General features: G+C 77.5%; 1 protein-coding gene. It reads left to right on the top strand.

Features of this window, described 5'->3' with window-relative positions; genetic code table 11:
- Positions 1-739 (top strand): S8 family serine peptidase (locus EAO77_RS35620; RefSeq protein ID WP_147992459.1); only part of this gene is annotated, 739 nt, incomplete at its 5' end.
- Positions 740-786 lie beyond the last annotated feature (47 nt).

Raw genomic sequence — 786 nt, 5'->3', positions numbered from 1 at the left:
GGCCGCCGACCAGGGCGCCGACGTCATCAACCTCTCCCTCGGCGACGACAGCGAGTCGGCCCACCCCGAGCCCGGGGAGGACGCCGCCGTCCAGTACGCGCTGGCCAAGGGCTCCGTCGTCGTCGCCTCCGCCGGCAACGGCGGCGAGAAGGGCGACCGCGTCTCGTACCCGGCCGCCTACCCCGGGGTGATCGCCGTGACGGCCGTCGACCGGTTCGGCACCCACGCAGCCTTCTCCACCCGCCGCTGGTACGCCACTGTCAGCGCCCCCGGAGTGGACGTGGTGATCGCCGACCCGGACCGGAAGTACTACCAGGGCTGGGGCACCAGCGCCGCCGCCGCGTTCGTCTCGGGTGCCGTCGCCCTGGTCCGCGCCGCGCACCCCGGCCTGACGCCCGCCCAGATCAAGAAGCTGCTGCGGGACACCGCCCGGGACGCGCCCGAGGGGGGCCGCGACGACACGTACGGCTACGGGTTCGTGGACCCGGCGGCGGCGATCACCGCGGGCCGCTCGCTGCGTCCCGCCGATCCGGCGGCGGCCGTCGCCGGATACGGCAAGCGGTACTTCGGCACCGGCCCGGACCCCGACGGCGACGACGGCGACGCGTCCGCGCTGCTCGCCCCGGCCGCCGGCGGGCTCGGCATCCTGACCCTCGCTGCGGCGGTCGTCCTCTGGCGCGGCGGTCGGGGCACGCCCCGCGGCGACCGCGCCCGGAGCGACCACAACACCTACGCCTGAGCCCGGCCGCCCCCGGCCCCCCGGGTCCGGCACCCCCTGCGCCTGAG

This window comes from Streptomyces sp. T39 (assembly GCF_008042045.1).
Classification (GTDB): domain Bacteria; phylum Actinomycetota; class Actinomycetes; order Streptomycetales; family Streptomycetaceae; genus Streptomyces.
Note: the sequence above shows the minus strand (reverse complement) of the source record. Positions and strands in the feature narration are given on the sequence as shown.